The sequence below is a fragment of the Nitrobacter vulgaris genome (genome assembly GCF_002028545.1).
Classification (GTDB): domain Bacteria; phylum Pseudomonadota; class Alphaproteobacteria; order Rhizobiales; family Xanthobacteraceae; genus Nitrobacter; species Nitrobacter vulgaris.
In genome coordinates this window covers 25,066-50,457 of sequence record NZ_MWPQ01000026.1, presented here as the reverse complement: position 1 = coordinate 50,457, position 25,392 = coordinate 25,066, and the positions used below count along the sequence as shown (strand labels likewise).

Below are 25,392 nucleotides of genomic sequence, written 5' to 3'. Positions count from 1 at the left end.
AGTTGAAGTGAGTTCTCCGCTTTTTTCTCGCGAACCCTTTGACACTTTGCTCGGAGCCGCTGTGAGCTGACTGGGTCGTCAACCGTCGCACTCCAGAACACAAAGCCAAAAACCGCTCGCTGGAGCACGATCCCAAAAATCGTACGCGGTTTAGGATGCGATCATGTCAACGCAGATGAGGTTGAAGTCGACTCAACCCTTGGACGTCTCACCCGCAGGGCGTTCCGTCGCCACCAGCTTCGCGAGCCGGACCTCTTCTTCCTCGCTCAATCGCGGCGGCGTATCCTGGGCCGCCTTCAACGCTTTCGACCGCCGCCGGCTGTATCCCCAAAGCACCAGTCCGCCGCCGACCAGAAGAATGGGAGTCAGAAGCCAAAGCGCCAGCGTGCTGGTCTCGAAAGGCGGCTTCAGCAGGACGAAGTCGCCATAACGGTCCACCAGAAAATCCAGCACCTGCTGATCGCTGTCGCCAGCGGCGATGCGCTCGCGCACCAGCAGACGGAGATCTCGGGCCAGCGGCGCCGAAGAATCGTCGATCGACTGATTCTGGCACACCATGCAACGCAACCCGCGCGACAGGTCGCGCGCGCGCGATTCCTGTGCGGGGTCGGACATGATCTCGTCAGGCTGCACCGCATGAGCGGAAGACACCGCCACGAGCACAAAACAAAAGGCGGCGCCGAAAACAGGCAGGAACCTGCCCGGTGCAATGAACCGTCTGCGTAGCGACGATAATGCTTGCACGAGTTCATGCATGGCGGCCTTACTCCGCCGGCTGGAGAGCGTGGCCAGACTTCGCCGGTTTCGGCGCCCCGACCCGCAAACGGCGGTCTGACAACGATAGCACGCCGCCAAAAGCCATCAGAACCGGCCCAAACCAGATCAACAGCACCATTGGCTTGTGGTAGATGCGCACCGCGATCGATCCATCGGCGGAGGCATCACCGAGCGAGATGTAGAGCTGGCTCACACCCCGCGTCAGCAGCGACGCTTCCGTAGTCGAAGCCGGGCGCGTCGTGAAGTTACGCTTCGACGGCGTCATCACCGCGATCGGCTGCCCGTCTCGACTGACGGTGAAGCGCGCGATCTGTTCACGATAGTTGGATCGCTGTTGCTGCGTCGTACCCTCGAACGTCAGACTGTAGCCACCGACCTGCGCTACATCGTTCGTCTTCATCGAGGCGATGTATTCAGTGTTCCAGGTGGTTTCGCAGACGATGCCGATCAAGGCCACTCCGAGGCCGGCGTGGGCGAAGACCGTACCCCAGGTCGAGCGCGGCAGCCCCTTCGCCCGGCGCAAGGACACCGCCAGCGACGTACGGAACAGGTTGATGCGCTCGGCGAGATCGCAAAGGGCCCCGAGAATCACGAACACCGCCAGCCCGATCGCCAGCGGCGCAAATGTACTGCCGCCCCGTGTCCACGCCAACAGCACGGCCACTGCGATCACGCTGCCGACGCCGGCGGCGATCAGCCGTTGCGAAGCGCCGAGCAGATCACCCCGCTTCCACGCCAGCAGCGGCCCGAACGGCACCGCGATCAGGAGCGGAACGAACAAGGGTGCGAACGTCAGGTTGAAGAACGGCGCGCCGACCGAAATCCTGTTGCCGGTGATGACCTCAAGCGCAAGCGGATACAGCGTACCGATAAAGACCGTGGCGCAGGCGGTGGTCAGGAACAGGTTGTTGAGCACGAGCGCACCCTCGCGCGAGATCGGCGCGAACAGTCCGCCCTGCTTCAACGCGGAGGCACGCCAGACGTACAGGGTCAGGCTGCCACCGATGAAGGTGCAGAGGATCAGCAAGATGAAGACGCCGCGCGTCGGGTCGGTGGCGAAGGCGTGGACCGAGGTCAGCACGCCCGAGCGAACCAGGAAGGTGCCGAGCAGCGATAGCGAGAAGGTCAGGATCGCGAGCAGAATGGTCCATACCCGGAGCGCGTTGCGCTTTTCCATCACCACCGAAGAATGCAGCAGCGCCGTACCCGCCAGCCACGGCATGAGCGAGGCGTTCTCGACCGGATCCCAGAACCACCAGCCGCCCCAGCCAAGTTCGTAATAGGCCCAGTACGACCCCATCGCGATCCCGAGGGTAAGGAAAATCCACGCCACCAGCGTCCATGGCCGCACCCAACGCGCCCAGGCTGCATCGATGCGGCCTTCGATCAGAGCGGCGACGGCGAAGGAAAACGCGATGGAGAATCCGACATAGCCGAGATACAGCATCGGCGGATGCACCGCGAGCCCGATATCCTGCAACACCGGATTGAGATCGCGGCCTTCCATCGGCGGGTTGGCGATCCGCATGAACGGGTTCGATGTCAACAGGATGAACAGGTAGAACGCTGTCGCAATCCAGCCCTGCACCGCCAGCACATGGGCGCGCAGCGTCAGCGGGAGATTATTGCCGAACGCGGCGACCAGTCCGCCGAACAGCGCGAGGATCGTCACCCACAAAAGCATGGAGCCTTCGTGATTGCCCCAGACGCCGGTGATCTTGTAGATCAAAGGCTTCAGCGAATGGGAGTTCTGGAAGACATTGACGACCGAGAAATCGGAAACGACGTACAGTGTCGCCAGCGCAAAAAACGAAGCAGCGACAAACAGCAATTGCGCTAGCGCGGTCGAGCGCGCCACGTTCATCAACGCGCCGTCGTGCAGTTTCGCACCGATAATCGGAACCACGGATTGTATCAAGGCGAGCCCGAGCGCCAGCACCAGCGCGTAATGTCCGATCTCAGCGATCATTGCGACACCTCCGGCTTGCCCGAGGCCTCAACAGCTCCGGCCTGCGCGCCATAATCGTCCTTCCAATGCCCCTGCTTCTTCAAGGCATCAGCGACCTCCTTCGGCATGTAGGTCTCGTCGTGCTTAGCCAGCACGGTGTCGGCCTGGAACACACCCGACCTATCGAGCGCCCCCTCGGCGACCACACCCTGCCCTTCGCGGAACAGATCGGGTAGAATGCCCTTGTAGGTCACCGGGAGAGTCGCGCTTCCGTCAGACACCTGGAATGTCACTGCGAGATTGTCACCGCGGACCAACGAGCCAGTCTGCACCAGTCCGCCCAGCCGGAAGCGTTGCCCCGGCTGAATGTGTTTCTCCGACACCATCATCGGCGTCGAAAAAAACACAATGGAGTCGCGCAGTGCATTCAGCACCAGCGCGGCTGCGATACCGAGCACCACGAGCGATCCGCCGATCATCGTCAAGCGCCGCTGCTTGCGAGTCATGTTTCACCTGCGCGCAAAGCAAATACCTCGATCATCCATCTATCCCGAGCGCCTTGAACCCTTCGTTGAGCTGGCGCAAACCTGCTTCATTCTGCCCGAGCGCGCGGCGCGCGTCATCGCGCACGGCGCGCGACTTCTCCGGCTCATTGAGCACCATATAGGCGCGAGCCAGCCGCAACCATCCTTCAACATCGTTGCTGTCCTGCTTCAGGCGCGCAGCAAGCCGGTCGACCATCCTGTGAATCATTGCGGTGCGATCCGCTTCATTCATGTCGTTCGCCGCGGCCACCGCTTCGTCCGTCGGACGAGGCGCGCCGTCCCCGACCTGCGCCAGCGCCTCCTGTACGGTCGCACGCCACTGCGCATCCCCAGGCGCATCGGCCAACAGGGCCTTCCATATCTTGACCGCGTCGGTCGTGCGGCCGTCCTGCTCCGCGGCCATTCCGAGGAAAAAGCGCGCCTTCACCTCCTGAGGATTCAGCGCGACCGCTCGCTCGAACTCGTTTTTCGCGTCGGCAGTGACGATGCCATTGGCGGCCCCGGTCATCGCTGCGCCGAGTTCGGCGCGGCGTTGCGCGGTTTCGCCCTCATACGTGATCACGTTGCGATAGGCGCGCGCTGCCTCATCGAAGCGACCGAGTTTTGCGAGCACCGGCGCCAAAACGGTCCAGCCCCGGCCGTCAGCGGGATTCTTTTCCAGGTGCGATTCGACCTGCGCCACGAGGTTGTCTAGGGATTGCGATGAATCGGCCGTTTGAATGCGCGCCGCAAGGGGAAAATCGGGCAGTTGGGGCGACCCCAGGGGAAGGTAGATCACGAACGCCAGCAACGGTATCCCGGCCAGCGCTACGACCGCCACCGCACGACGCAGCCAGAGTTGCGACTCTTGGGGCTGATGGCTTTCCGCATCAGCCGCCTCCAGGAGCCGCCGTCCGATCTCGACTCGCGCCGCAGCCGCCTCTGGCTCGCCGATCAGGCCCGCGGCGGCATCACGTCCGACCTCTGCCAGCTGGTCGCGGTAAACTGTGGTCTCGCTGCCACCCGAGGTTCGCCGCTTGCTCGACCGGCCGAGGGGCCACAGCACCGCAAAAGCCGCTCCGGCGGTCATCAGCGCGAACACAAACCACAACGTCATCTCATCAGGGTTCCGTTGGACCGGCGACGGAAACGGCCGATCCGATGGCCGGGTTACATCACGACTGGGAAAAGGACGCAATTGACAATTGCGGCACAATCGGCGGCAAACATCCACAACCGCATGATTTGATGGAGTTTATTCAGAAACGCCCCTGCCTGCTCACCCCGCCCGCGATGATTTGCGTTCGACCGTGAGCGCTTGTTCTGCCGCCCGGCTCATCAGCGACGAATAGTCTTGACCAAACAGAACCTCGCAGAAGCGGATCACCGCCTTGACCTGTTGCTGGCGGAATGCGCGGACACGCTCATCACCGTTGCGAAGCGATTCGACCAGTGTTTCGGCGGTCCGCTCGACGTAATGCTGCAAATCCGAATAGGTCCGCATGGTGACTTCGTTGATAGCCAGCTCGCTGGCGTAGTTCCGGCACACCGCGACGAAATCGATCAACGCGGCGGTTTCCTCGACCTCGATCGGGTCGAGCTGCGCACCGGATGGAATGTCCTTGTCGGGCCGCTGACGCAGCAGACGCCGCACGCGGCCGGAGACGCCCTCGATTTCCGATTGCAGAACCTCGGAAATATTGACCCTGATCGCCGCGAGCTGACGACCCCAGTTTGAATCGGAGCGGATATCGAGTTCGGTCCGCAGCCCGCGAACGCCATCATGCAAGGTCTTCAAGTGTTGGGAGACATTCTCGAACCGGCCGCGCCGGATATCGGTCCGCAAGCCTGCGGACGTCTGCGACAGATCGTCGAGCGCCATCTTGACCGCCACGCCATAAGGCGTCGCCGCCACTCGTATCTCGTCGTCCGAACCCGCTACCCGGACCGCCAGGCGGATGATCTGCCACGATGCGGACAACCGCTGCATCACCAGCGACAATGCAAACGGCAAGGCCAGCGGCGTTTGCAGGGAAGGAACATTAAGCGCCATCATCACGGAGGCGATCTGCGACTCGCCGAAGATGTGCAGAAAACTCGGCAGCCGGCTATTTAGGGTGTCGAGGGCATCGCGCGCGTTCAGAACCGCTCCGATTGCGGCCAGATCTTCAACGACGCTGGGGGCTCCGATGCGACCAAGTGCGCGCTGGCGATCCATATCGGAACGATCCGTGAGGGTCCGCTGGATCGCGGCTGCCGCGGCCAGCTGAAAAGTCCGCGCGGCCGCCTCGATATCGGACGTCGATCCAATCTGAGTCGCCAACGCAGCCTCGAACGCGTGCGCGGCGGCCGGTGCACCCTCGCGCGCCAGCCACTGCCAGACCGGCATGAGCGAGGTGCGCCGGATCTGCCCGGGGCGTAACACGACGCCGTCCTCCACAAGAAACGGATGCAGATGACGGAACAGATGTTGAGCCGGGTCTTCATTCCGCTGCTCGCCGTCACCCGATCTGCGGACGATCCGGCGCAGCTGATCGAGTACAAGGTTGGCGACCGCGGCGTCTTCGCCGCGCTCCGCCGCGCGCTCGAACTCTCGCATAAGCAACGCCTGCGATTTCGGCGGAAGCTGCGCGAGATAGTCCTTCAGCCGTTCAATCGAGGTCTGGTCCATGCACGCACATCTTCGCGCGAACGATCGCGCGGGCACCGGAAAGCCGTAGCGTGTCATATCAGAGACGGTCTTAAGGATGCGTTGCAGAAGGCCAGAGGACTTTCGAGACAACGGGATACCGGTTCGCGTGAAGAAAATACCTCAAATAAAATCACAATCCCGCTCCGATTCCATCGGAAGCGAAAGGGCTCGTTCGAGACTCGAACACAAATCAGCAAAGCTTTGATTTGATTCAAACTCGCGGGCCTTCCGATCGCGCCCCAGTTCTCGTCGGCATTCCGGCAAGTGGTTCTGCGCACAGTAGGGAGTTGGCATGGGGCCAGCGAAACGGGAACTCAAACCGCCGGCAGCAAGAGTTCGGCGCGCAATCCGCCGGTCGGCGCCGTATCCAGTGTCAGGCGACCGCCATAGAGAGCCGCCAGATCGGTGACGATCGACAAACCCAGTCCGGAACCTGGCTTGGTCTCGTCAAGGCGGCGCCCGCGCTGCGAAGCCTGCATCCGCTCGGCATCCGACAGTCCCTGACCGTTATCGTCGACAATAATCCGCAACATCGCGGGTTCCGCTCCGGAAGACGGACGGACCGAGACGTTAATGAACGCCCGCGAATGCGCCCACTTGCAGGCATTGTCCACGAGATTGCCAACCATCTCCTCGAGATCCTGGCGCTCGCCGCAAAACTTCGCCGCCGGGCTGACGTCGACATCGATAGCGACATCGCGGTCGCGGTGAATCTTCTCCATGGTCCGGCGCAGCGCCTCGACGACGGGCGCGACATCGGTCACCGTTCCAACGACGGTGAGCCGCGCAGCCATGCGGGCGCGTTCCAGGTGATGAGCGACCTGATTGCGCATCATCTCGGCCTGTTCGAGCATTTTCACGGCGAAGGGATCGCGCTCATGCGAGCTGGCCTCATTGATGATAACCGAAAGCGGTGTCTTGACCGCGTGCGCGAGGTTACCGACGTGGGTGCGGGCACGCTCGACGATGTCACGGTTGGCATCGATCAGCGCATTGGTCTCGCGGGCGAGCGGCGCGATTTCGACGGGGAATTCGCCCTCCAGTCGTTCCGCACGGCCGGACCGGATATCCGCGATCGCGTCTGAGATGCGTTTCAGCGGCGCAAGACCAAACCGCACCTGAAAGATCGTTGTAAAAAGCAGCCCGATCGTGAGCGCGGCAAATGTGCCGCCGAGATAATAGTCGAAAGTCCGCGATTCATCGAAAATTTCGCTGGCGTCTCCGGCCACAGCGACACGGAACTTGCCGTCGGCGCCAAGATCGACCGGCCGCTCCACCATGCGCAGGGTTTGCCCTTCTGGCCCGTCGACATATCCGACGCGGACTCCGGATAAGGAAAGCTCAATCCCCTGATCCTCCAGCTTCGGCAGCTTATTGTCCCATAGCGAGCGTGACGCGCGGGTTTCCTTTTTCTTGTCCGGATCGCTGCGGTCAATTTCCCAATACCAGCCGGATAACGGCAGATCGAACAGCGGCTCGCCGAGCGACTGGAACTGATGATCGGCAGGCTCGTCAGGCGCCGTCACTTCGGCAATCAGGGTGCGAAGATAGAGGTTGAGGCGACGGTCGAAGGCACGCTCGGACGCTGAGCGATAGACCGACGACAACACCACGCCGGTGATGAGCAGAACGACCACAACCCACGCGGTCGCGGAGAGAAACAGCCGCGTAGCCAGCGAATTGGAACGGACGCCCGGAAACTGCCTAGCGCGCATTTGCCGGCGGCGTGAGCAGATAGCCGAGTCCGCGCACCGTCTGGATGATATCGACGTCCAGCTTTTTGCGGATGCGGCCGACAAAAACTTCGATGGTGTTGGAGTCGCGATCGAAATCCTGATCGTAAAGGTGTTCGACCAGCTCGGTGCGCGACACCACCCGACCGGTGTGGTGCATGAGATAGGCCAACAGCCGGTATTCATGCGACGTCATCTTGACCGGATTGCCGCCGACGCTGACGCGGCCCGTGCGGGTATCCAACGTCACCGGCCCGCAGGTCAGTTCGGATTGGGCGTGTCCTGTGCTCCGTCGCAGCAGCGCCCGCATCCGTGCCAGGATTTCCTCCAGATGGAACGGTTTCGCGACATAATCGTCGGCGCCGGCGTCGAATCCCTGAACCTTGTCGCTCCAGCGGTCTCGCGCGGTAAGAATCAGGACGGGCATGGTCCGTCCCCCGCGTCGCCAAGCCTCCAGCACGGAAATGCCGTCCATCTTCGGCAGGCCGATGTCCAGCACCACCGCGTCATAAGGCTCGCTGTCGCCAAGGAAATGTCCCTCCTCGCCGTCAAACGCGCGATCGACCACGTAGCCGGCGTCGGTCAACGCGGTCGTAAGCTGGCGATTGAGGTCGGGATCATCTTCGACGACGAGAAGGCGCAAAGCGGACTCCTGATTCCTCCCGTCAAGATGGACCGCCACCGCGTGAATGGCAAATGAACAGCAAGAACCCGCTTACGCCTTTTTTCCGCCCGGGGGGCGGACACGCCTGCGCTGGCCGCCGAGCCGACCTACCAGGTCACGTCGTGGTCGAGCCATCATCAGGCGGCAGCGGACTCAGGAACACGTCGGCCTCGGCGTTGATCCGGGCCAGCACCGCATCGATCTCTTCGGCGGTTGCATTGCTGCCGCGTATCAGGCCGGCGATGGCCTGAACGTAGGGGATCGAGGAGACCACGCCTTGCTCGATCGCGGGGGCGACCTTGACGATGGCGCTGACGATGGCTTCAGCGGCCGCAAGGCCGGCTGTTACTTCTGCTGCGGTGACCATGCGCTATGCTCCTGATAAGAGGATTTGCTGGACGACGATCAGCGCCGACCGCGCCGCCGCTAGCGCGTTGGTGATGTCGACGGACGGATAGGCCTTCTGCAACGCGACCAGATTGTTCACGGCGAGGCGCGCCTTGCGCATCGCCGATTGCAACCTTTCGATCACCGAACGTTTGGCACAGATGTTGGCCACCCCCGGCTCGGTTCCCGTCCGGCAAAGTGGCAGCGCCTTATAGGCATTGGCGGCATTCACCGCGACGCCAAAGGCGTTCTCGATGCCGTACACCGTATTGAGCGAAACGGCGGTGTTCAGATTCAGCGACGGCAGCGCGACGGTCTGGCAACCTGCCAGCGCCAGACCGGAAACGACCGCTATCGTGGCGACAAGTTTTCGCATGAAAGCTCCTGTTGTCTGGATTACTTGACCGCGCCGGTCGCGCCGCTGACGGTCGGCACGTCGGGACGCGCGGCGGTGGCCGAGCGAACCGTCCTGGTGTCGGCCTTGACGTAGAGCCCCCATGCCACCGTAAAGAGCGTACCGATCGCGCCGATGATGCCGGTCACCTGGTCAGCGGTGACCCATCCCTTGCCGGTAGCGAAGCTTCCCGCCGCGATCAGCAGGTAGCGCACGATCTGCCACACCGAATCCGATGTCATGTGTTGTCTCCAGTAATGTTTTGAGGATTGCGCGAGCCCGTCGCGCGGCGGTCGTTCTATTCACTCGCGACCCGCGCGTGCGAAGTAATCAGATTGGTATCGATGCGCTTGAACTCGATTTCGCGCTCGCTCGCCATTCTGGCCAGCTCGTAGTCTCGCTTGGCGTCGGTCTGCCGCTTGCTGGCTTCGTCCTCGTTGCGAAGCCGGATCTTCGCGAGTTCGAGTTCCTGATCGAGGGCCAGACGGCTGCGCCGCGTGACCGCGAGCGACGCAACGGCTGAAAGGCAGATGAAGGCAACACAAAGCACGGCGGCGGAATTGAAATCCACCGGCCCAACGATTTGAGAGAGCATGAAAGATTTTCCCTTTAGTGGATTCCGAGGCTACGCTTCCATCTTGAAAGCCACGCCTCGCGATCTCGCAGCCCGACATAACCGCCGTTCAGCCGCTTTGTGACACCGCGCACGTCGTCTTTTTGAGCGAACGGAAGGCATCCGCAATTGACGAAATCTGCGACTCCGCATTTCAGAAAGTGCGCCGGATCGTTCACTAGGTCGGGATGCGTCACGACATCGAGGCCGGTCGCCGCCGCTAGTCGCCGATAGCCGTCCCTTCCTGTTGTTTGAACGGCGCCTCGGCCGCGAAAATTCCAGCCGTCGTCGGAGTCCGCACGATTGCCCATGCGGCCATTGTAGACCTTGTTGGCGAGCGCACGCGGATTATGCGCGTAAGGCGCGGCGCTGGACGCGTTCGGAAACCGCGACGGCCAAACCTGGGTCATTCGGCCCGCCGAATAATTCAGGTTCTCAATCACGGCAGTCCCGGCCCCGCATTCATGGCTGATCTGGGCCATGACATGGGCAATCAGCAGCGGCGTGGCGATCTCGTGTTCGTCGAATACGGCCGGTGCCGTTGCCGTGATGGTCTCGACCAGCCCGGCAATTCTGCTATTGCCGAACGGCCAGAGCTTGCGAAGCGCTGCTCCGAAATCAGGCATGGCGGAAGCGTTCGCGGCCGAGGCTGCGTTGGGCATTGGATTGGTCCTTTTGGCGATGGAGCCGGGCTTCACCCGGCGAGGGCATCTGATGCTTTTCGCAAATTCACTGACGACCGAAGACGACGACACTGAAGGCGCGATCGATCGCGCTGCCGCCGGCGCCCGTCCCGGTGATGGCAAGCGTCACGCTGGATGAAGAGCGGCTCGCAAACACCTCCTGAACCGTTTCCGTGGTCCCCACCCCTCCGAACTGGTTGACGGTGGCAACTAGTGCAAAACTCGTCGAGGCAAAGGGCGTCGTGAAGCCGATTGTGAGATTCCCCGTCGAATTTTTGCTGATGCTTGCGATGTTGTAGCCGGCCGACAAGGTGTATGTGCCGCCGGACTGGGTGAAATAGCCCCATGCCTTTGCCGCACTGTCATGATCCTGCTGATGCGCCGGCGTTACCGCCACTGTGTTGTCGGCGCCCGCCTGCTGCTGCGACTTGGTTGCAGCCGCCCCCGCCCCGCGCGCGATCACTTGCCAGCGCGCGGCGGTGCCGTCGTAACGAAGGATCGCGGCCTGCTTCGCCGACATCGTAAGGTTATTGTCGAGAGACAAACGATTCGATGCCGACGACGATGCGCTTTCGTTCAGCAGCGTGATCGGCTGGCTGCCCACGTTGATGACGATGAGACAACGCCCTTCGGCTCCGCCCGCAAGGCCGGACACGTTGCGCGCAGCGTTCGAACTGATTTGCAGCACCGACGCCGCCGCAAGGCCCGCGGGATTATAGTCGTTCTGATCGGCCGTGATCTGTGCGGGAGCAACGACACCGGTCAGTGCCAATCCGCGTGGCAGCGTCACCTGCCCGGTATCCTGATCGATATCGAGAGCCTCGGTCCAGCTTGATCCGTCCGCCGACACCTTGAGCTTGAAGGTATCAGCGCCGACGAGGCCGAACTCCGCTCGACCTGAGAAATTGTCGGAAAAGAAGATCGACGCCGTGTTAGCGGAGCTTTCCTTCGATACCTGAAGTCGCATGTCGCCGGTGCCGCCGTCGGCAGCGTCGATGGCGGCAAACAGCGCGGCATTGGATTTGACCGCGAGCAGATTGGGACTGCTCGCAGCGGTGTTGACGCCGAGATGCGCCAGGTTATCGAGCGCCGACGGACCGCCCGCGCCCTGCCACGCAGAACCGTCGAACACGAACAGGCTCTCATCTGCCGCCGACCAGATACACCATCCGGTCTTCGGCGCGAGGAAGGCCCAGGCGCCGTCCTGCCAGGTCGCGATTGTATCGTCCTGCCCGGCCCACGCGCCGGTCGCGCCGCTTGCGACCACATGACGTTCGCCCTCCGCTGGACTGGAGGGCGGCGCGGTGAGCGTCAGATCGAGCACGCCGATCTGAATCGCCGCGTCGAGAATGCGCAGCGCCTCATTGTGAGTGACGTGCTTCTGGGCTTGGCTGCCATCGATATACGGCAGTCCGAGATTCGGTGTGTCTGTCATGGCAACTCAGAGGGTGAGAGTAAGTTCAGTAGGGTGACCGGGGCCGACGGTCGCCGATACTTGCGCGACGCGGAGGTGCAGACTGCTCTGCGGCGCGCCGAAATCCGTCAGTTCGTCGGCATCGGGGTAAAACGCTTCGGGCGCGCTGCATGCGATGCTGCGCACGATCGCTCCGCCCGAGAAAACGTCGAGCGTGTATGCTTCGACATCCTCGCCGAGCGGCACTTCGACGCCCCAGCCGTCGCCGTCGATGCGCGTCCGGCGAATCCACGAGATACGCACACCGCCGTTCTCGCGGAACGCTTTCACATGCACCGGTGACAGCGGCAGCAGGGCAGTCGCGCGCGGCGTGACCGTCAGCGCCACCGCCGTGGGATCGTCATGGTTGCGTCCGGCGGCGGCAAGCCGCACCAGGATCGGACGATCCTGCGCGTTCAATCCTTTCGCCAGCGGCACAAGACGCGTGTCGAGGAGAACAAAGGGCGCGCCCGGCGGCAACACATCAGTGATGGCGTAATCGCTGCCAGCCTGCCCGCGCAGCAGGCGCGACAGTTTATACGTGCCGCTGTCCACCAGCTCCGCATTGGCAAACTGTAGGATCTCCCAATCGCCGTTCGGGTTCTGCACCGCCGCCGCATTGGCGCCGGCGAGCACGCGGGCATCGGACACCGACGTGAGCAGGCCGCCGTAGAGACGCACGCGCAAGGCGTTGCCGCGGTCCCATCGCCCTGGGGCTCCGGCCGGCAGCGGATCGAGCGTTTCGCCCGATGTCGAGGGCGCCGGAATAATCGCCGCCGGCTGAAAACCCGCACCGTCCGGCGAGGTCCATACCGTCACCGACGTCGGCCAGGGGCTGGCAAAGACGGCGAGCCGCGTCAGGACCGGCGGCTCCGATGACTCGATCATCGGCAGATCGAGCACTGCAACCTGAACCGGTCCGAGCGCCGCTGGAATTCCGGGTCGCGTCGGCCGCGGTGTCGACAGCGGCACGGAGAAGACTTCGGGATCGATGCTGCGGGCAGTGACTTGCCGCGCTTCGGCATCAAGCAGTGCGCTGATTTCGAATAGCCGTCTCCGCCCGTTGATCGTCACGGCGATTACATCGCCCGGCGTGAGCGACAGGCATTGCGGTCCGAGCGCGAACGCGGCGCTTTCGCGGCCGGCCCACAAATCCTGAAGCCAAACCTCGGTGCGGCGCGCCATCGCCGCGTCATCGCTGACAACCGCGAGATCGGAGTGAACGCTCCGGTTCGAACCACCGGCCAGCCGGCGCGAGGTCACAGCAGAGCGCCTGTAATCGACCGTCCCGTCGGTAAAACCAAAGCGCGCTTCGCGCGGCAATTCGGTTTCCTGCGCGCGCGTGAGCCGCGCCAGCCCGCCGTCGCCCGTCAGCACCAGATCATCTTCCACAAATTCCGCAATCGGGATACCGCCCCGCGAAACGAAGCGCAGCGTTCCGTCTGCCGCGGAGGCATCGAAGGCGTAAGCCCCGGCAAGCGGTTCGATCATGGCGCGCGGCGACATCGGCCGGTCGACCACGTAGCCGTCGCAGCTCTCGCGCAGCGCCGAGGTGTCGGCGCCGGTGACGTCGCAATCGGCAAGAAGCGCCTGCACCAGCGCATCCATCGGCGCCGCGCCGAGACGGCCGGTGAGCCAGTGCCCGGTCTGCCAGTTCGGTCCGTCGCTCCAGACCTCGGTCGCGGCGGGAAACGCCGGATATGGTCGCGCATCCCAGGTCCAAAGGTGGATCGCGGACGGCTCGATCATGCGGCTCCCATAGATCGGAGAGACGGGATTGTCGGCATCCGCCGCGCCGAACGATGGATCCAGCTTGCCGAGAAAGGCTTGCAGATAGCGGCGCTGGATCAGATCATCGCGGCTACCGCTCGAGAAATACGGCAGGTGGTTTTCCGACGATTTGGGGTCGGGAAACACGTTCGGTTGGTTGGCGCCTTTATCTACCGCCGGACAGCCGACCTCCGTCAGCCAGACCGGCTTGCTTTGCGGCGCCCACGCGGTCGGGCTTGGAAGTTCGACCCCGCCGACCCGCTCATAATGCGCTGACGACCACCACGACTTGATGTCCTTGACGCGGAATGTCCACGGCTTGCCAAGTCCGTCGGTAATCGGCGTGCGGTTCTGCGCGGCGCGCGCCGAGTCATCTGTGTAATACCAATCGAAACCCTCGCCGCCATAGACATTCTCCGCGAGGTAATCGAGATCATAGGTCGAGGCTGCGACGCTTGCATCCAGATGTCCGGCCTCGTCGCGCCAGTCCGCGAGCGGCGCATAGTAGTCGATCCCCACCGCGTCGATTGCACTGCACGCCCACAGCGGATCGAGCGGAAAGCGAACCTCGGACGCACCGGCGTCAACGACATCCGCGCCATATTCTGTCCAGTCCGCGCCATAGGTCACGATCGTCGACGAGCCGACGATGGATTTCACGTCCACCGCAAGCGTCACCAGCGCATCGACGGCAGGATAGATGCCGGCCCCCGAGCGCACGCGCGTCAACGACCGCAACTCCGAGCCGATCAGAAACGCATCGACGCCTCCCGCGGAGGCCGTCAGGTTGGCATAGTGCAGGATCATGGCGCGGTAGTTCCAGCTTCCACTCGTGAAGAAACTGGCGACCTGCGTCGCCGCCGGCGCGGTGTCCTGCGGCGAACCCGTTTGTCCCGGCGCGGGATCGCAAGTGATGCGGCCGCGCCAGGGATAGGCTGGCTGCGACGAGGCTCCGCTCCACGGATCGCTCAGGCCGTTACCTGCCGGAAGGTCCATCATGATGAAGGGATAGAACGTGACCTTGAGGCCGCGCGCCTTCAGTTCTGCAATCAGATGCACGACACTGTCGTCGGACGGCGTGCCGCCGAAGGCCGGACGACCATCGACCTGTGACACCACATAAGCGCTTTCTCGTGTCACCCCAGCCACCGACCAGTCGCTGCCGCGCGTGATCTTGCTCGCGCTGTCGACGCCGGGACGCACCACGCAGCTTCCGGCGCGAAGGTCCGATCCGAACCACGCCACCACTACGGCCACGCGTTCGAGATTGGGGCACATGCCCTGCAAGTCATCGAGCGCCGCGATCACGTCGGATTCAGCATTCATCACATGCCGGTTTTCCGGCGCCGACTGACCCGGACCGAGCGATCGCACGATGGCGGACGGCTCATAGCCGAATTCGGTGGTGCCGGGGATCAGCGTCACGGCACGTACCATCCGTTCAAGTTGGCCTATGGGGCGGATGATCTCGAACGAGAGCTGCGGAATGCGGTTGCCAAATTTTGCCAGCGGCATCCGCTCGAACACGACATAGGCGAGCCCGCGATAGGCCGGCGCGTTGCTCGCCCCTTCTTTTGCGACGATCAGATCGTCAGGAGCCTGATCCTCGGTGCCACGATGGACCCGGAAGGTCAGGCCGGACACATCCAGAGGACTGCCGTCGGCCCAAATCCGCCCGACACGGCCGATGACGCCTTCGCAAAGACCAACCGCGAAATTAGCGAAATAGCTGTAAGTGGTGGTCGTCGTGCTCGGTCCGCTGAACAGGCCGCCCTTGCCGCCGGACGACGAGGTTTCGCTGTTGACGGCCTCTTCGAGCCGCGTCGCCCAGATCACCTGACCCGACAGCCGGGCGCGTCCGTAAACGCGCGGAATCGGCGCGCCCTCGGTCGAGGCCATCACATCGAGATCGGCGAGGCGCGGCCCGACGATCGTCTGGTTTCCTGGCCCGAACAGCTTGCGATCGACGACATTTCCGATCAGCGCGCCGGCGAGACGCCCGGCAATTGCACCTGCCGGCCCGAACAACGCGCCAGCGGCGCCGCCTGCGACGGAAAGAACAAGCGCTGCCATCAGTCAGAAACTCCGGGAAAACGAAATGCATAAGCCAGCCGTCGCCGCCACCACGGCGCGAGGACGATTTCGCAGACGGCCGCGCCGTCATGTGCATGAATCATGGTGCGCTCACTCGATGCGATCGCGACATGCTTGGCGACAAACCCGTCACGCCACCGAAACAGCAGCACGTCGCCCGCTTCGAAACCGTCGCACGTGACCGGAACGAGATGGCGCAGCGCCGCCGCGGCCAGTGTCTCGTCGCCTTTTGCTTCGGCCCAGTCCGGCGCGTAGGGCGGCGGCACTTCCGGCTCATCGCCGATGCAATTGCGCCAGACGCCGCGCACGAGGCCGAGACAGTCGCAGCCGACCCCCTTGAGCGAGGCCTGATGCCGATAGGGCGTGCCAATCCAGGCGCGGGCTTCCGCGACGATGGCCGCGCGGGTCGAATACGCGCAAGTCACGAGCGGCTCCTTCACAACGCCTTGCTGCCGTTGCCGTTGTCGGGCGAACCGGGCAGCGGATAGCTGACGACGAAATCGTTGCCGGGAATCTGCGGAAAGCCGCGAAAATTGTCGGTGTTGGCAAAGCGGTCGCGGCAGGTCGCGAAACTCTTGTCGCAGCCGGCGGTGATCACGAAGCTGTCGCCGATAGCTATCGGCTCCGCCATCGCCTGCCACAGCGATATCAGCACCTCGCCCGCGACGACGCGGTGCTGTTTGACCTCAATCGCAAGCCCGGCGTTGGCCCCGCCGGTCCAGTTCAATCGCCCCGCTGTGAACCAGCCGCCGGCAAAGCCAATAAGGCCCGAAACGGCGAGGATCGACGTTCCTTCGATTGCTGTGACCGTCCCACTGCTGCGAAAGGTCGAGCTGGTCAGATCGACACGGCATTTTCCGTCGCCAAGATCGACACCGCACCGCGCCGTAAACAGGCGTCCGCTATCCTGCGTCAGCGCATCCGCGAGCCCGCGCAATTCCGCGGTGAACGCGGCCCCCTCGCGCCGGACCTCTCCTATGGTGCCGCGGGCGATCAGGATCTTCAGCGAGACGTCGCTCCAATCAACCAGCCAGGTCGCGACCTCGGCGGCGTCGTAACGTCCGGCGGAGAGATCGGCTTCGCTCAGAGTATCGTCCGAGAATGCCCCCGATATCTCGGCGCCATCGACAGCCAGATCGAAGCGGCTGGTGGCTTCCGACGCGGTAAAGCCGGTCGCGGCGCGACAGACGACGCTGCCGATCGTCAGATCGCAATCGTGATCGGTGAAGCCGAGCACGACGCCGTCGCGCCGCGTCACAATCCAGCAGCGCGCCAGAGTGGTCGCGCCGGAATCGAGTTTTGCCTGAAGCGCGGAGGGAATGCTTCTCACGTGCGGATCTCCACCAGCGGAATCTTCGGAATGGCGCCGGCGGCGAAGGTCGCGAGATCGACTTCGAGATAGTCGGTGTCGAACCGCACCGGCACGTCGAAATTGAATCCGGCGGTGACAGCCGCTCCCGGCGGCGGCGTGTGCCCCGGAAGAAACGTCACAACGCCGACGGTGGCGTCGCAGGTGAAGGTCGATCCCGCCACCATCTCGCTATCGGCAACCGCGACACGCACGCTGCCGTTCACCGGCTTGGCGATCACGCGCGCATAAGGCGCGAACGCGCCGCCATATGTCTTGATCAACTGAAACGTCGATGTCGTTCCGTCTCCTATTCCGATGACCTGATCGAGCGGCGAGATAACGCTCCCAGTCGTCGCGGAACCGCAATCCAGCCGGTCACGCCAGCGAAAGCCGTAAAGCCTTCCGCGCCGCTCCTCGAAGAAAGCAATAACAGCCTGCAAGGTATCCAGCGTCTTGACGCCGTAGCCGGCGTCAAAGCGCCGCCGCGACTGCGCCCAGCGCGCGTTGCGCGCCTCGCGGCCCGAGCCGAAGCTGACGATATCGGTTCGCCGCTCCGGCCCGCCCGCGCTCTTCAGCGCGACGTCGAGCGGAAACAGCACTTCGTGAAAGCTGGTCATGTGTCACAAGCTCCGCTGTCCTCGCGCCACCGCGCGCGCGATCTGGCCCGCGATGTAACTCTCGGAGCGGCGGAAGCTGTCGATGTCGGGCGTCGCGATCTGCACCGTGATGCTGTTACCGCCGCCCTTGCCGGAAACGCCAAGCCGGCCGTCGGACCCGCGCGCCAGCGGCATGATCGCTTCTGGTCCCGCCTCCCCGGCGAGACCAACGCCGCCATCCATCATCGGAAAATAGCTAGGCATGCCGATCACGCCGCCGGTCGCGAACGGCTTGATCGAGCCAAGCGCGTTGGACGCGGTCGAACCAATGCTGCCAGCAAGCCCCGAAAATAGGCTGGAGATGCCGCTGGTCAGGCTCGCCGTCAGCGGCTTGAACGCCGCCGTCACGGCGAGACCCGAGACGCGCAGCGCCAGCGTCTTCAGCACGTCGTCGAACTGCTTGCCGCCGACGACCGATGATGAAAAAGCCTGCGTCATCGCTCGTGCAAAACCGCCTGCGCTGATCGTCAGCGCCTGGGTCTTTGCGGTGAGGCCATCCAGCGTGCTCGACGTATCCTGCAAACTCGTGTCGTCAGTCATCGCGTCCTCCCTTGGGCGGCGCATCCGGAAACCGTGCCTGCAATTCATCGAGCTCGGCCCGCGCCAGCGGCGCGGTCGCATACCCCTGGATCGCGCGGATCGCCTGCGCCAGTTCGCGCGGCGTCATCCGCCAGAAATCATCCGGCGCAAGACGCAACACGCCGAAGCCGAAGCCCATTGCCTGTTGCCACGGGAACGGCTTCATGGAGCCCCGCTCTCGTCGAAGGTCGCGCCGATCAGATCCGCCGCGATCCTGACGAAGCCAGCCGCGCCGCCCTCCACCGTCATCACGGCCACATCATCGTCGCTGACAGCCTCTCCCGCACCGCGCAGGCCGGCACCGATGATACGGATCAAGTCGCGCGACGACACTCGCCCCGAACCGAACCGCTCCGCGAGCGCCATCAGGTCGCCAGCGCCGAATGCGGATTCAAGCTCCGCCAGGGCGCCCAGCGTCAACACCAGCGTGCGCTGCCGTCCGCCAAGCTCGGCACCGATCTCACCGCGATATTTGTTGGGCATTTGAATCCTTTCGTCTCACAGCGCCGTAAACGTCAGAGCGCCAGCGGACTCGAGCGAAAGATCGAACGTCACCTCGCCATTGTGTTCGCCCGCGAATTCGAGGCTTGCGATCTGGAACGGACCCTCGATGGCACCGAAGTCCGGTACCACCACCTGACAGTCATTGATCGTGCCGTTGAAGAATGCCTGTCGAACCAGCGCGTCGGATCCGGCGTCCTTGAACAGACCGCGTCCCGACAGCGACGCTCGCCTGACGCCGGCGCCCGCAAGCAACTCGCGCCAGCGGTCGGTCGATTCCGCATTCGTAATATCGACAATCTCCGCGTTGAACGCGATCCTGCGGCTGCGCAGTCCCGCCACCGTGACGAAGCTCGAGCCATCGCTCATCTTCAGAAGCAGGTCCTTGCCTTTTTGTGCGCCCATGACGGCTCCTTGATTAGGTTCTGGGTTCGGTCACGGCGCGGAAACGCACCTGTGCGTGATAGGTGCGGCCGTCGGACTCGCGCCGGATGTCGGCGACCGCGAAGCGGAAATTGACCAGCCGGTGAGCGGCGAGCGTCAGTGGCGCGTCGTCGAGAGCCTGCAACACCGCGCCGGCGATGGCATGAGCTTCGCTTTGGCCGCCTTGACGGGAACGCGCATGAAGCGTGATCTGGTGCTCCTGTGTCGGCCCCTCGTCCACCGATGCGTCGGTGATGCGCGCCTCGCCGATCGAAACGTAAGGCAACAGCGCTCCGCGCGGCGGCTCGTCATAGATCCGCTTGCCGCCGAGCACGGCCTGAAGGCCGCTGTCGGCAGCGAGCGCATCGTGAACGGCAGCGCGAAGCGCTGCATTGGCGCTGGTCATGATGATGTCCTTTTCGAGAATGCGAGAACGATCAGAGCGAATGGACGCGATAGCTCGCGATCATGGCGCTGACGCTGGCCGGCATCATCGCGACGCTCTGGCCGATGGCGATAAGGCTGCGGTTCTCGTACCAGTGCGCCACGAGCGTCCGCACCGCATGGCGAAGCACATCAGGCACGTCGGTCGCGCTCGTACCAAATCCGATCTCGACATCGAGCTCGATGCCGGCGCTGGCGCGGCCCGGCAGCACCCACGCGGATGAGACGATCACGCCCGCCGCCTTGTCGAGAACGAACGTTCCGGCGTCGATCGGCGTGGCGATCCCCGCGGAGTTGTAGACGCGCGCCGCGGCGAGCGCCCGCAGCGGTCCCCGGCCCAGCTTGATGCGGCCGTCATTCGGCCACTGGTCCAGCACCAAGCGCCAGGTCTGAGCGATCAAAGCACAGCGAGTCATCGCTTCCACATGGCTTCGTGCCGCTGCGATCAGCGACGCGATGATCGCGTCGTCGTCATCGTTCTCCGCGCGCAGGAAGCTCTTGGCCTCTTCGACCGACCATGGTTCGACCGCAGATCCGGTCAGGAGTATCGACGGCATCGGATATCCTCGCTGTGACGATGCATATGTTGACAGACACGCGACGCGATGGCTCACATCGCTGCATGATTCAAAAATTCATTCGTTTGGCTGCAGCCGCGACAGCCGTGATGCTGACGCACCCTGCCCTTGCCATGGTCGGCGGCGGCGGTGCGCCTTCGCCCGCGGTGGCGAACGCAGTCGTCACCATCGTCGGCTCGCGCGGCTCATCCTGCACCGGCACGCTGATCGCGCGCGATATCATCCTGACCGCCGCGCACTGCATCGCGCCCGGCGTCACCACCAAGATGGTGGACTACAAGAGTCAGCCGCCGCGCCTGCTTGATATCAAGAGCGTAGCCGTGCATCCGCAGTTCAACCCGCAGAGCGTGTTCGCGCACCGCGCCACCGCCGACGTCGGCTTGTTGCAACTCGCCGCGCCGCTCGCTGTGCAACCCCTCCGGATCGGCGGCGCGTTGATGCCGATCAACGTCGGTCAGCGCCTCACCGTCGTGGGCATGGGCGTCGCAACCGTTGGCGACGGCCGCAGCGGCGGCGTGGCGCGGGCCGCAAGCCTTGCGGTGACGGGGCAGCCCGGCACCTTGCAGATCCGTCTGGTCGATCCTTCAACCAACAACGCGCGCGCGGGTCTTGGCGCCTGCACCGGAGATTCCGGCGCGCCGGCGATTCTCGACTCCAGCGGCGGCGCTGTCATCGTCGGTGTCGTGAGCTGGTCGACGGGACCGAACAACGCGTCAGGCTGCGGCGGCCTTACCGGCGTCACGCCGCTCGCGCTCTACCGCGACTGGATTCTGACAACGGCGCGAAGCTGGGGCGCTGGGATATGAAAAAGGTTCGTCCCTCACTTCGGAATGTAGCTGCCTTCATCGAGCCTTCTGATAGCCGTCGCCGCCTCCCCGTTCTGTGGCTCGATGCCGGATTCACGGATACTCTCAAGAGCATTGCGAGCCAAGTCCGGATAGAGCGCGAGGAGCGAACGCGCCGTTGCCAACCGAACCTGAACGTTCGAATGTGAAAGCAGCGGCAACAGCGCCCTTCGCTGATCGCCAGGCATCTCCTTAAGCTCCGCCCTTATACGCTCCATCTTTTTGTACAAGCGACTGTACTTAGCATTGTCGATCACATAGATCGCATCATATTGCGCAAGGTCGATCTCGACGAACTGAGTGACGAGACTTTGTACTCGAGCGTCGTCCCATTGAACGGAGGTCATCACTTAAGCACTCCTTTACGCGCAGGATATTCAACTCCTCTCGCATTTGCTCATTCCAGCTCCTGCCGCGAAGATAGTCCCGTGGCGATAAATCACCATAATCCGGGCTAGGCGTAGAGTACCATCCATTGATGCGAAGATGTTGGACCTTTGAAATCCACGCCGCATTCTCCGCTCTATCGCAACTTGATGGCGATGACGTTGCGAAGCTGGCGGAGGCCGTGAGCTACGTCGGCTTGAAAATTCCACGATCAAGGTTAAGCAAGCACATGCCGGCATCGCCAGATTGAGGTAACCATCGCGAAGATGCAATGGCCTCAATTTTCCTGCGAGCCTCGTCAGACACAACAGCCAGCGTGAGCTTGGCTGCCTGCAGCTGAACCTGCATGTTGGGGTGGTTATAAAGCGCTATCAATGCGCGTCGTTGATCGCCTGGACGTCCTTTCAGTTCTTCCGAGACTTCCATCATTCGATCGAAGAGACGATTGAACTTTGTGAGTTCGTTGCCGAGAAGCGCGTCATCCTGTGCGGCAGTGATTGCCGCAAATCGAACGACCAGCTGATCGACGGCCATTGCGTCGAGTCTAATTTTTCTGAAGATCATGGCTTGAGAAAGTATGTCCTTGAGGACATGCGCTCCAAAAAGGAAAGCGGCGCGATTATACTTAGCATTGTCAGACTACATAAATCGCATCATATTGCGCGATGCCGACCTCGATGAACTACGCAACGAGACTTTGTACTCGGGCGTCATCCGATTTGAACGGAGGTCATCACTTAAGCACTCCTTTACTGCGCAGAATCTTCAATCCCTCTTGCATCTGCTCGTCCCAACTCTTGCCGCGAAGATAGTCACGACAATGGCACGGAGTTGAAATGCGAGGATATAGGGAGCGAGCCGGTTTAATCCCGCTTCAATCCCGCCAGCTTCAAGTCACCATCCATGATGGCCAGTGCCATGCCGGCGTCGCCCGCCTGAGGCATCCAGTGGCTCTCGGCGATAGCCTCGATTTGCTGGCGAGCCTCAACGGGCAAAACCTCGCGCGTGTGTATCGCGGCTTTGAGCCTGACCTGCATATTTGGATGCTGATAAAGAGATGCAAGCGCCCGTCGCTGATCACCGTCCCGCTTCTTCAGTTCATTCGATAGTTCAACCATTTGTTTAAATAGGCGATTGAATTTTGAGGTCTGGCCCCCCAAGCAATGCCTGATCCTGCGCAACACCGATCTCTGTAAAACGCTCGACGAGATCAGGAGAGCTCATTTCTTTCAAGTTGGCGCGTTTCATTGGCTTAGAACCTTGAATTTAACTAGAGCAAGGTTTGTCTCTGTCGTTCCTCACTTTGGAATATAGCTGCCCTCATCAAGCCCGCTGATTGCCATTGCAGCCTCTCCATCTTGTGGCTCGATGCCCGATCTGCGGATACTTTCAAGCGCATTGCGAGCCAAATCCGGATAGAGCGCAAGAAGAGAGTGAGCCGCTTTCAGTCGAACCTGTACGTTCGGATGGGAGAGCAGCGGCAACAGAGCCCTCCTTTGATCGCCAGGCATCTTTTTTAGCTCTGCTCTTATACGCTCCATCTCCTTGTACAAGCGATTATACTTAGCATTGTCGATTACATAAATCGCATCATATTGCGCTATACCGACCTCGACAAACTGCGCAACGAGGTTCTTCACAAGAGCATCATCCGGCTGAACAAATATCATTACTTGAGCACCCCATTCTTGCGCAGGATTTTTAGTCCTTCATGTGTCTGCTCATCCCAACTCTTGCCACGAAGATAATCTCTGGGCGACCGACCATTATATTGCTCGTTGGCCCTTGAATAGTAACCGTTGATATCGAGGTGCTTTACGACAGGAATCCGCACCGTATTTTCAGGGCTGTCAATCCGCACGCGCCCGAATTGCAGCCTGTTTTGCGCGAATTGACCAACGATGTGATGATCCTGGTAGCCGGGCTCGCTGGGCAGCTGCGCGCGGGCTTGCAACTCCTCGAGCGTGCGCGGCGGATCATTTGCTGATTTGATCGCCGCCGTCTCTCCCCTAAGTCCCTCGGCTTGCCGCAGCGCCTCGAAAACTGAGTCAGCGGCAGGCGACATAGGACCGACGACGCGAAGATATTTAATCACTCGGCGAATAAGCTCGATCGGTCGTTCCCCTGGCTTCCGGGCAGCTGGTGGAATCTCCGGCGGTTCTTCGGTGGACGGCGGTTCTCCCGCAAGCCGCACGCCGTCGATCGTGTTATCGCGCGGCGTGATCTGAAAGAGGCCGAGACTACCTCCTCCTGCGCCGCCATCCGTCCACTGCCCGCCGTCGGAATTGCCCGCCGGCACACGCGGCTGGTTTGGATTGTATTTCCAGGCCAACGTCGGAAACGCTTTGGCTACATCTGCGCCGGGCGGGAGAAACCGCGCGGCGTCGGGACGAATCCAGCGTGCCGCATCCGGCCGCAGCCATCGCGATTGCTGATGGCGCAGCCAGGCGTCGTGATGCGGTGGCATGAAAATATGTCCTTGAGGAACGACGCGCGCTCCAAAAAAAGAAAGCGGCGCGCCAAAGAAGCGCGCCGCTGAATTTCCGGTCATGCTTGAACGCAGGCGCGAAACGCGCGGCAACGCTGGCGCTCTACCGCGACTAGGTTCTAACAACGGCACGAAGCTGGGGAGCGTGGATATAAGTTACGACAAGCCCCGTGGTCCATCAGCTCGGCTTGAATGTGCCATTTTCGAGAAGCTCAAGACACATCCCAGCATCCTCAGCTTGCGGCATCCAATGTGTCTCCGCGATAGACTCGAGTTGCTGTCTTGCTTCGATCGGCAAGACAGCAAGCGTATGCTTGGCCGCTTTAAGCCGCACCTGCATGTTTGGATATTCGTACAGCCTTACAAGGCTACGGCGATGATCCCCTGTGCGCGCCTTCAGCTCGTTGGAGACATCACTCATTAGCTCGAACAACCGATTGAATTTCGCGATTTGCCCACCGAGCAGCGCTTGATCCTGCTCAACACCGATCTGCGCAAATCGATCAACAAGGTCTTCTGTTGATACGTCAGCCAAGCGAACCCGTTTGACGTTCATGGCTTTAATACCTTAAACCTTACAAGAGCCTGCAGGCCAACCCGCCGACGCGAATCCCAGCCCTTGTCCGCAAGATACTGACGCGGCGAGAGCCCGCCAAATTCTTCGGTGCTGGTCATATACCAGCCTGTTATTTGATAATGCGTCAACCGTGGAATACTGACAGGATTGGATGGATCGTCGATCTCGCTGCGGCTATAGCCGAACCGCTCTGCCCACGTCTGCTCGACGATATGATGATCATCGTAACCTGGCCGCTTCAAACCGACATTGGCTTGTAATTCGTCAAGCGACTTCGGTTCGTCGCGCGCCGCTTGAACCAGATCACGTTAATTCTTGAGCCATTCCGCATTGTTCATTGCGCCGGTGTAAATTTCGCCTGCGAGCCCTCCGTGCCGGACCAGCCAACTAGCGGCCGCACGGAGATAGCTCGTTCGTTCGGCGCTTGTGCTAGGTCGCTTTGGCGGAATTTGCGGCGGCTCGTCACTCGGAATGCCGGGTCCGTCATCCGGCGGCCAATCCCCCGCGAGCCGCACGCCGTCGATCGTGTTATCGCGCGGCGTGATCTGAAAGAGGCCGAGACTGCCTCCTCCTGCGCCGCCATCCGTCCACTGGCCGCCGTCCGGATTTCCGACCGGCACGCGCGGCTGGTTTGGATTGTATTTGCGCGCCAGTCTGGGAAACGCTTTGGCAACATCCGCTCCGGGCGGAAGAAAGCGCGCGGCGTCGGGACGAATCCAGCGTGCCGCATCCGGCCGCAGCCATCGCGATTGCTGATGGCGCAGCCAGGCGTCGTGATGCGGTGGCATGAAAATATGTCCTTGAGGAACGACGCGCGCTCCAAAAAAACGG

31 protein-coding genes and 1 pseudogene are annotated in these 25,392 nt (G+C 62.3%); 1 reads left to right on the top strand and 31 read right to left on the bottom strand.

The window, feature by feature from the left end; genetic code table 11:
- Positions 1-192: 192 nt before the first annotated feature.
- The 23 genes from B2M20_RS06410 to B2M20_RS06300 all read right to left on the bottom strand — a co-directional run bounded on the left by B2M20_RS06410 (position 193) and on the right by B2M20_RS06300 (position 20,243).
- Positions 193-756, bottom strand: coding sequence for a cytochrome c-type biogenesis protein (locus B2M20_RS06410; protein ID WP_079446242.1), 564 nt, complete (start codon positions 754-756; stop codon positions 193-195).
- Between the two features lie 7 nt (positions 757-763).
- On the bottom strand, positions 764-2,746 hold the full coding sequence (locus B2M20_RS06405) for a heme lyase CcmF/NrfE family subunit (protein WP_079446241.1): 1,983 nt from the start codon (positions 2,744-2,746) through the stop codon (positions 764-766).
- A complete protein-coding gene (ccmE, locus tag B2M20_RS06400; RefSeq protein WP_079446240.1) occupies positions 2,743-3,231 on the bottom strand; it encodes a cytochrome c maturation protein CcmE in 489 nt (162 codons plus the stop codon). Before ccmE ends, B2M20_RS06405 begins: the two co-directional genes overlap by 4 nt.
- Positions 3,232-3,262: 31 nt before the next feature.
- Complete coding sequence (gene ccmI, locus B2M20_RS06395) at positions 3,263-4,366, bottom strand: c-type cytochrome biogenesis protein CcmI (protein ID WP_079446239.1); 1,104 nt, start codon at positions 4,364-4,366, stop codon at positions 3,263-3,265.
- A gap of 162 nt (positions 4,367-4,528) precedes the next feature.
- Complete coding sequence (locus B2M20_RS06390; RefSeq protein ID WP_079446238.1) at positions 4,529-5,920, bottom strand: hypothetical protein; 1,392 nt, start codon at positions 5,918-5,920, stop codon at positions 4,529-4,531.
- A 335-nt stretch (positions 5,921-6,255) separates the two neighbouring features.
- Positions 6,256-7,656 (bottom strand): sensor histidine kinase, encoded by a 1,401-nt coding sequence (locus tag B2M20_RS06385; protein ID WP_079446237.1) that lies wholly within the window; start codon positions 7,654-7,656, stop codon positions 6,256-6,258.
- Positions 7,646-8,317, bottom strand: coding sequence for a response regulator transcription factor (locus tag B2M20_RS06380; RefSeq protein ID WP_079446298.1), 672 nt, complete (start codon positions 8,315-8,317; stop codon positions 7,646-7,648). The genes B2M20_RS06385 and B2M20_RS06380 overlap by 11 nt, the downstream gene beginning before the upstream one ends.
- A 136-nt stretch (positions 8,318-8,453) precedes the next feature.
- Positions 8,454-8,705, bottom strand: coding sequence for a hypothetical protein (locus B2M20_RS06375; RefSeq protein WP_079446236.1), 252 nt, complete (start codon positions 8,703-8,705; stop codon positions 8,454-8,456).
- Positions 8,706-8,708: 3 nt separating this feature from the next.
- Positions 8,709-9,101 carry a hypothetical protein gene (locus B2M20_RS06370; protein ID WP_079446235.1) on the bottom strand — a complete coding sequence of 131 codons (393 nt, stop codon included), beginning with the start codon at positions 9,099-9,101 and terminating at the stop codon, positions 8,709-8,711.
- A gap of 20 nt (positions 9,102-9,121) precedes the next feature.
- On the bottom strand, positions 9,122-9,361 hold the full coding sequence (locus B2M20_RS06365; RefSeq protein WP_079446234.1) for a Pam3-gp28 family putative phage holin: 240 nt from the start codon (positions 9,359-9,361) through the stop codon (positions 9,122-9,124).
- A gap of 56 nt (positions 9,362-9,417) precedes the next feature.
- Complete coding sequence (locus B2M20_RS06360) at positions 9,418-9,714, bottom strand: hypothetical protein (protein ID WP_079446233.1); 297 nt, start codon at positions 9,712-9,714, stop codon at positions 9,418-9,420.
- 14 nt (positions 9,715-9,728) lie between these two features.
- Positions 9,729-10,394, bottom strand: coding sequence for a glycoside hydrolase family 19 protein (locus B2M20_RS06355; protein ID WP_079446297.1), 666 nt, complete (start codon positions 10,392-10,394; stop codon positions 9,729-9,731).
- A 67-nt stretch (positions 10,395-10,461) separates the two neighbouring features.
- Positions 10,462-11,850, bottom strand: a complete 1,389-nt coding sequence (locus B2M20_RS06350) for a DUF2793 domain-containing protein (RefSeq protein ID WP_338013161.1) — start codon at positions 11,848-11,850, stop codon at positions 10,462-10,464.
- A 6-nt stretch (positions 11,851-11,856) separates the two neighbouring features.
- Complete coding sequence (locus tag B2M20_RS06345; RefSeq protein WP_079446232.1) at positions 11,857-15,711, bottom strand: baseplate multidomain protein megatron; 3,855 nt, start codon at positions 15,709-15,711, stop codon at positions 11,857-11,859.
- On the bottom strand, positions 15,711-16,157 hold the full coding sequence (locus B2M20_RS06340) for a C40 family peptidase (protein WP_079446296.1): 447 nt from the start codon (positions 16,155-16,157) through the stop codon (positions 15,711-15,713). The genes B2M20_RS06345 and B2M20_RS06340 overlap by 1 nt, the downstream gene beginning before the upstream one ends.
- A gap of 11 nt (positions 16,158-16,168) precedes the next feature.
- Positions 16,169-17,062 carry a DUF2163 domain-containing protein gene (locus tag B2M20_RS06335; protein WP_079446231.1) on the bottom strand — a complete coding sequence of 298 codons (894 nt, stop codon included), beginning with the start codon at positions 17,060-17,062 and terminating at the stop codon, positions 16,169-16,171.
- A complete protein-coding gene (locus B2M20_RS06330; protein ID WP_079446230.1) occupies positions 17,059-17,700 on the bottom strand; it encodes a DUF2460 domain-containing protein in 642 nt (213 codons plus the stop codon). The genes B2M20_RS06335 and B2M20_RS06330 overlap by 4 nt, the downstream gene beginning before the upstream one ends.
- A gap of 3 nt (positions 17,701-17,703) precedes the next feature.
- The gene (locus tag B2M20_RS06325) at positions 17,704-18,279 is read right to left on the bottom strand and encodes a phage tail tape measure protein (RefSeq protein ID WP_079446229.1); all 576 of its coding nucleotides are present in this window, start codon (positions 18,277-18,279) and stop codon (positions 17,704-17,706) included.
- A complete protein-coding gene (locus B2M20_RS06320) occupies positions 18,272-18,484 on the bottom strand; it encodes a rcc01693 family protein (protein ID WP_079446228.1) in 213 nt (70 codons plus the stop codon). Before B2M20_RS06320 ends, B2M20_RS06325 begins: the two co-directional genes overlap by 8 nt.
- Positions 18,481-18,801: a gene transfer agent family protein gene (locus tag B2M20_RS06315; protein WP_079446227.1), complete on the bottom strand. Its 321-nt coding sequence runs from the start codon at positions 18,799-18,801 to the stop codon at positions 18,481-18,483. Before B2M20_RS06315 ends, B2M20_RS06320 begins: the two co-directional genes overlap by 4 nt.
- A 15-nt stretch (positions 18,802-18,816) precedes the next feature.
- Positions 18,817-19,224, bottom strand: a complete 408-nt coding sequence (locus tag B2M20_RS06310; protein WP_079446226.1) for a phage major tail protein, TP901-1 family — start codon at positions 19,222-19,224, stop codon at positions 18,817-18,819.
- A 13-nt stretch (positions 19,225-19,237) separates the two neighbouring features.
- The gene (locus B2M20_RS06305) at positions 19,238-19,648 is read right to left on the bottom strand and encodes a DUF3168 domain-containing protein (RefSeq protein WP_079446225.1); all 411 of its coding nucleotides are present in this window, start codon (positions 19,646-19,648) and stop codon (positions 19,238-19,240) included.
- 31 nt (positions 19,649-19,679) lie between these two features.
- A complete protein-coding gene (locus tag B2M20_RS06300; protein ID WP_079446224.1) occupies positions 19,680-20,243 on the bottom strand; it encodes a head-tail connector protein in 564 nt (187 codons plus the stop codon).
- Between the two features lie 65 nt (positions 20,244-20,308).
- Between B2M20_RS06300 and B2M20_RS06295 the strand changes: the two genes are divergently transcribed.
- Positions 20,309-21,070: a S1 family peptidase gene (locus B2M20_RS06295; protein WP_173815937.1), complete on the top strand. Its 762-nt coding sequence runs from the start codon at positions 20,309-20,311 to the stop codon at positions 21,068-21,070.
- A gap of 14 nt (positions 21,071-21,084) precedes the next feature.
- Here the strand turns inward: B2M20_RS06295 and B2M20_RS06290 are convergent, their stop codons facing one another.
- The 8 genes and pseudogenes from B2M20_RS06290 to B2M20_RS20150 form a co-directional block, all read right to left on the bottom strand.
- On the bottom strand, positions 21,085-21,456 hold the full coding sequence (locus tag B2M20_RS06290) for a DUF2019 domain-containing protein (protein ID WP_079446223.1): 372 nt from the start codon (positions 21,454-21,456) through the stop codon (positions 21,085-21,087).
- 226 nt (positions 21,457-21,682) lie between these two features.
- Positions 21,683-22,060 carry a DUF2019 domain-containing protein gene (locus tag B2M20_RS06285; RefSeq protein ID WP_079446222.1) on the bottom strand — a complete coding sequence of 126 codons (378 nt, stop codon included), beginning with the start codon at positions 22,058-22,060 and terminating at the stop codon, positions 21,683-21,685.
- Positions 22,061-22,359: 299 nt separating this feature from the next.
- Positions 22,360-22,656, bottom strand: a complete 297-nt coding sequence (locus tag B2M20_RS06280; RefSeq protein ID WP_338013160.1) for a DUF2019 domain-containing protein — start codon at positions 22,654-22,656, stop codon at positions 22,360-22,362.
- 138 nt (positions 22,657-22,794) lie between these two features.
- Positions 22,795-23,166, bottom strand: coding sequence for a DUF2019 domain-containing protein (locus B2M20_RS06275; protein ID WP_079446221.1), 372 nt, complete (start codon positions 23,164-23,166; stop codon positions 22,795-22,797).
- Positions 23,166-23,963, bottom strand: coding sequence for a hypothetical protein (locus B2M20_RS06270; RefSeq protein ID WP_244553441.1), 798 nt, complete (start codon positions 23,961-23,963; stop codon positions 23,166-23,168). The genes B2M20_RS06275 and B2M20_RS06270 overlap by 1 nt, the downstream gene beginning before the upstream one ends.
- A gap of 199 nt (positions 23,964-24,162) precedes the next feature.
- Positions 24,163-24,540, bottom strand: coding sequence for a DUF2019 domain-containing protein (locus B2M20_RS06265; protein ID WP_079446220.1), 378 nt, complete (start codon positions 24,538-24,540; stop codon positions 24,163-24,165).
- The gene (locus B2M20_RS20155) at positions 24,537-24,803 is read right to left on the bottom strand and encodes a hypothetical protein (RefSeq protein ID WP_244553440.1); all 267 of its coding nucleotides are present in this window, start codon (positions 24,801-24,803) and stop codon (positions 24,537-24,539) included. The genes B2M20_RS06265 and B2M20_RS20155 overlap by 4 nt, the downstream gene beginning before the upstream one ends.
- Before the next feature lie 66 nt (positions 24,804-24,869).
- Positions 24,870-25,392, bottom strand: a pseudogene (locus tag B2M20_RS20150) (hypothetical protein); the annotation flags it as partial.

Excerpts from the sequence above, each read along its gene's own strand:
- B2M20_RS06370 (WP_079446235.1), bottom strand. The coding sequence starts at position 9,101 with ATGCGAAAACTTGTCGCCACGATAGCGGTCGTTTCCGGTCTGGCGCTG.
- B2M20_RS06385 (WP_079446237.1), bottom strand. The coding sequence starts at position 7,656 with ATGCGCGCTAGGCAGTTTCCGGGCGTCCGTTCCAATTCGCTGGCTACG.
- B2M20_RS06275 (WP_079446221.1), bottom strand. The coding sequence starts at position 23,166 with ATGATATTTGTTCAGCCGGATGATGCTCTTGTGAAGAACCTCGTTGCG.
- B2M20_RS06325 (WP_079446229.1), bottom strand. The coding sequence starts at position 18,279 with ATGACTGACGACACGAGTTTGCAGGATACGTCGAGCACGCTGGATGGC.
- ccmI (WP_079446239.1), bottom strand. The coding sequence starts at position 4,366 with ATGACGTTGTGGTTTGTGTTCGCGCTGATGACCGCCGGAGCGGCTTTT.
- B2M20_RS06365 (WP_079446234.1), bottom strand. The coding sequence starts at position 9,361 with ATGACATCGGATTCGGTGTGGCAGATCGTGCGCTACCTGCTGATCGCG.
- B2M20_RS06265 (WP_079446220.1), bottom strand. The coding sequence starts at position 24,540 with ATGAACGTCAAACGGGTTCGCTTGGCTGACGTATCAACAGAAGACCTT.
- B2M20_RS06305 (WP_079446225.1), bottom strand. The coding sequence starts at position 19,648 with ATGACCAGCGCCAATGCAGCGCTTCGCGCTGCCGTTCACGATGCGCTC.
- B2M20_RS06315 (WP_079446227.1), bottom strand. The coding sequence starts at position 18,801 with ATGCCCAACAAATATCGCGGTGAGATCGGTGCCGAGCTTGGCGGACGG.
- B2M20_RS06285 (WP_079446222.1), bottom strand. The coding sequence starts at position 22,060 with ATGATCTTCAGAAAAATTAGACTCGACGCAATGGCCGTCGATCAGCTG.
- B2M20_RS06290 (WP_079446223.1), bottom strand. The coding sequence starts at position 21,456 with ATGACCTCCGTTCAATGGGACGACGCTCGAGTACAAAGTCTCGTCACT.
- B2M20_RS06345 (WP_079446232.1), bottom strand. The coding sequence starts at position 15,711 with ATGGCAGCGCTTGTTCTTTCCGTCGCAGGCGGCGCCGCTGGCGCGTTG.
- B2M20_RS06350 (WP_338013161.1), bottom strand. The coding sequence starts at position 11,850 with ATGACAGACACACCGAATCTCGGACTGCCGTATATCGATGGCAGCCAA.
- B2M20_RS06375 (WP_079446236.1), bottom strand. The coding sequence starts at position 8,705 with ATGGTCACCGCAGCAGAAGTAACAGCCGGCCTTGCGGCCGCTGAAGCC.
- B2M20_RS06310 (WP_079446226.1), bottom strand. The coding sequence starts at position 19,224 with ATGGGCGCACAAAAAGGCAAGGACCTGCTTCTGAAGATGAGCGATGGC.
- B2M20_RS06270 (WP_244553441.1), bottom strand. The coding sequence starts at position 23,963 with ATGCCACCGCATCACGACGCCTGGCTGCGCCATCAGCAATCGCGATGG.
- B2M20_RS06405 (WP_079446241.1), bottom strand. The coding sequence starts at position 2,746 with ATGATCGCTGAGATCGGACATTACGCGCTGGTGCTGGCGCTCGGGCTC.
- B2M20_RS06330 (WP_079446230.1), bottom strand. The coding sequence starts at position 17,700 with ATGACCAGCTTTCACGAAGTGCTGTTTCCGCTCGACGTCGCGCTGAAG.
- B2M20_RS06355 (WP_079446297.1), bottom strand. The coding sequence starts at position 10,394 with ATGCCCAACGCAGCCTCGGCCGCGAACGCTTCCGCCATGCCTGATTTC.
- B2M20_RS06300 (WP_079446224.1), bottom strand. The coding sequence starts at position 20,243 with ATGCCGTCGATACTCCTGACCGGATCTGCGGTCGAACCATGGTCGGTC.
- B2M20_RS06320 (WP_079446228.1), bottom strand. The coding sequence starts at position 18,484 with ATGAAGCCGTTCCCGTGGCAACAGGCAATGGGCTTCGGCTTCGGCGTG.
- B2M20_RS06295 (WP_173815937.1), top strand. The coding sequence starts at position 20,309 with ATGATTCAAAAATTCATTCGTTTGGCTGCAGCCGCGACAGCCGTGATG.
- ccmE (WP_079446240.1), bottom strand. The coding sequence starts at position 3,231 with ATGACTCGCAAGCAGCGGCGCTTGACGATGATCGGCGGATCGCTCGTG.
- B2M20_RS06360 (WP_079446233.1), bottom strand. The coding sequence starts at position 9,714 with ATGCTCTCTCAAATCGTTGGGCCGGTGGATTTCAATTCCGCCGCCGTG.
- B2M20_RS06390 (WP_079446238.1), bottom strand. The coding sequence starts at position 5,920 with ATGGACCAGACCTCGATTGAACGGCTGAAGGACTATCTCGCGCAGCTT.
- B2M20_RS06410 (WP_079446242.1), bottom strand. The coding sequence starts at position 756 with ATGCATGAACTCGTGCAAGCATTATCGTCGCTACGCAGACGGTTCATT.